5 protein-coding genes are annotated in these 2983 nt (G+C 40.6%); 1 reads left to right on the top strand and 4 read right to left on the bottom strand.

Features of this window, described 5'->3' with window-relative positions; all coding sequences use genetic code 11:
* On the top strand, window positions 1–124 hold a 124-nt coding region (locus I6E24_RS15845), incomplete at its 5' end, for a transposase (protein ID WP_235328547.1).
* 61 nt (window positions 125–185) lie between these two features.
* On the opposite strand, the gene I6E24_RS15840 is transcribed toward I6E24_RS15845, so the two are convergent.
* The 4 genes from I6E24_RS15840 to I6E24_RS15825 all read right to left on the bottom strand — a co-directional run.
* Complete coding sequence (locus tag I6E24_RS15840) at window positions 186–443, bottom strand: hypothetical protein (RefSeq protein ID WP_235329626.1); 258 nt, start codon at window positions 441–443, stop codon at window positions 186–188.
* A gap of 4 nt (window positions 444–447) precedes the next feature.
* Window positions 448–1881, bottom strand: a complete 1434-nt coding sequence (locus I6E24_RS15835; protein ID WP_235329625.1) for a hypothetical protein — start codon at window positions 1879–1881, stop codon at window positions 448–450.
* A 13-nt stretch (window positions 1882–1894) separates the two neighbouring features.
* The gene (locus tag I6E24_RS15830; protein WP_235329624.1) at window positions 1895–2797 is read right to left on the bottom strand and encodes a hypothetical protein; all 903 of its coding nucleotides are present in this window, start codon (window positions 2795–2797) and stop codon (window positions 1895–1897) included.
* A 63-nt stretch (window positions 2798–2860) separates the two neighbouring features.
* The coding region (locus I6E24_RS15825; RefSeq protein WP_235328547.1) for a transposase at window positions 2861–2983 on the bottom strand (123 nt) is incomplete at its 5' end.

The raw sequence follows: 2983 nt of genomic DNA, 5'->3' as shown, positions 1-2983 counted from the left end.
AGAAGGAATCAACAACAAGATAAAGGTCTTGAAGAGAGCGGCATACGGATTTAGGGATGAACGATACTTTGAGCTAAGGTTATATGCACTCCATGATTGCCGCATCACGCGAAATGTCGGATGAACCCATTAAAATCTATTGTTTCCATAATTTTTTCCTTTCTTTTATAAGTTAATAAAATTTATTATTTTAATTTATCAGACAACGCTTTCTGTACAGGGACTATGAAACGGCTTGCTGATATGTTCAGTATCGGTTCTATATATTCTTCCGGAACTTCAACTTCTCCATCGGAATAATATATTTCTCTTGCGAAGTCAGCTAAGCCTATATCGCTTGTAGTTTGATATAAGGCGTTTGCAAGTTCTTTTCGTGTATCAACTTCTACTAAATCACCTTCAAAGTTGATTTCTACCATAATTTTTTTAAAATCTACTTTCATGTTATTAATTTTCAATTTCATACCAAAATGTGCCGTTACTTATGTAAGTATGTAAGTTAGAGGTTGTTATTTGGGTCGATGTGTCATTTCTACCGTCTAAAAAGTAAAATGGTTTAAATATACCACCTTCAAGATAGTAACACGTTAGAGTTAATGTCCCGCTACTCCTGCGTATATGATATATTTTGCCTTTCGCTGTCTGTGGAGAGGGTAGTTTAATCGTTATGTTGCCAGAACACAACAGATAATCATCATTTCTGTTAATATCCTGACTTGAGCTAACGCTTCTGATATTAAGTTTTAAACCTTTAATACTAACATCTTCGTCAGGTCTAGCATTTAAAATAATGTTTCCATAGGCTTCAATTGCCTTACCATACCCAGCGGCATTGCATAGTACGTGTAGACCTGTAGTGCTGTTATTTTCTCCGAAGGTAGCCAACTGTAAGGCTGTACTTCCATCGGCTCTTATATAGCACATGGTGGTTTCGCTATCATTAATTCGCATGAATCTGCCGCCACTTGCCTCTACATTTATTCTTGTATTGAAGCCGTAGCAGATAAGATCATTACCAGAAATAGTCCAACCACCAATCTTACCGCTTGTTGCGGTAATTTTGCCGCTGATATCCACGTCTGTTGCCACCAAATTAGTTGCATCAATCAAATCCGCAGTAATCTTGTCTGATACTATTTTACCTGCAAGGAAGAATTGGGTAGCAATAAAAGCCCATTGTTGTGCTGATTCCCAATGCGTGGTCGATATATCAGGTGCGTTGCTCGAATCAGCTGTATGTGTCTTAATGCATAGAGATAATTGCGTACCTTTTATTACAATGTCGTAGAAGTCTTCACCTTCTGCACCCTGAAGATATCTTTCACCACTTTTCCATACTGTCATACGCATTCTTGCGCCTTTACTACCTTGAGCGCCATCGTATGACCAACGGTTTTTCAACCTAGGTTTTTGCCAGTAACTTCTGGAACTACCCTGCACTGTCCTATAACTTTCCCAGATATAAGCGTTAATTGCAGAAATATCGGGGGCGGATGATGACCAACCTGTCGGAATACCAGCTCCACTGGCTTCTGAGGTAGGAATATCCGGTCGCACATTGTATTGAGTAGCCTTGTAGCAATATTCATAACCCACGCCATCAGTACCGTCTTGTCCGTCCTCTACGTATCTATTATACTCAACAGGAGTTGACCAAGTAGACCATGTACCGTTTTTTTTCGACCTCTTACACACCCATTGATACCTCTTAGTTGAGGTTACAGATTGAGGGGAGGCATACCAGCCTGACGGTACGTAATCATTTACGTTTTCCGAAGCGGGTTTAGAAGGTGCGGTACCGCCTGTGGTAAGAGTATATATATCTTCATACCCTATTCCATCCTCTATACCTATTAATCCAAATGCTCCTGATACAATCATACCAACCTCCCATTTATATAATTGCACTAACAGAGCCGCTTATACCCATATTGGCATGCTTGATGTCAGCGTATGTTATGCTTGCAGACGCTGCATTGAAGGTGGCCGCATCCTTGCCGGTAAGGGTGAAAGGATTACCTGCATTATCTCGAATACTCCATGCCCACGACGCTACTGTTGCTGTCTGGCTTGAATCTGAACGCTTGCGTGCTTTAGGTGTAATAACTGCTGTTTCATTTACTCGAATTGCGTTACCTGTTATCCCTGTAATGTTGAAAAACACTTCGTAGGGGTCGCTCACGTCAGTTATTGCTACAGTTTCAGAAATACTCTCGCCACTTATTGTAGCAGTACAACGTAATAACAATACGTTGTCTACATCTGCATTTGTGATAACTTGTGTTTGAGCTGTACCCATTGCCACATTTCCTGTTCCTAGCAGCTTTTCCCATTTGAATGTGATGCCATTGTAGTCAGATAGTTCGTTGCCGTCTTTATAGATGTTGCATTTAGCAGTCAGTGAATCATTTTCGTTTACAAGATAAAAACCTTTATCATCTGTTATAGACATAGCGTAAGCGTTACCTGTAGTCTCTTGTATAATAACCTCCTTTGATATTTCAGAGAATGCTACTGAGTTTCCGCCAACTTCTATTGAACCACTTACAGATAGCCTGTCGTTGTCATACCCCGATATAGGTACAAGGTTTTTACGCACTTGCAATGCTGGCAGGTTGTAAGAAGTTCCACCTATGACAGTGCTTCGACTGTCGTATTTTTTAAATACTCCTTCCAAGCCGTCTGTTGTACATAAATCATCGTCACCGAACGTCAGCTCTACACCATTGTATTTCCACACTATGCTTCCTGCTGTTGGTATCATTACAGTACCGTCTGACGTGTCACGAATTATCACTACCGCTACAGGTAATTTAGCGTCCGCAAAACCGTCTGCTTCAAAGTCAGGAATAAAAGTGGTTCATCCGACATTTCGCGTGATGCGGCAATCATGGAGTGCATATAACCTTAGCTCAAAGTATCGTTCATCCCTAAATCCGTATGCCGCTCTCTTCAAGACCTTTATCTTGTTGTTGATTCCTTC

It is taken from the genome of Bacteroides caecigallinarum (assembly GCF_021530995.1).
In the GTDB taxonomy this organism is placed as follows: Bacteria; Bacteroidota; Bacteroidia; order Bacteroidales; family Bacteroidaceae; genus Phocaeicola; species Phocaeicola faecigallinarum.
The sequence above is the reverse complement of the archived record's forward strand: the minus strand, read 5'-3'. Positions and strand labels throughout refer to the sequence as shown.

Coding starts and splice junctions, on each gene's coding strand:
- I6E24_RS15840 (WP_235329626.1), bottom strand. CDS start 443: ATGAAAGTAGATTTTAAAAAAATTATGGTAGAAATCAACTTTGAAGGT.
- I6E24_RS15835 (WP_235329625.1), bottom strand. CDS start 1,881: ATGATTGTATCAGGAGCATTTGGATTAATAGGTATAGAGGATGGAATA.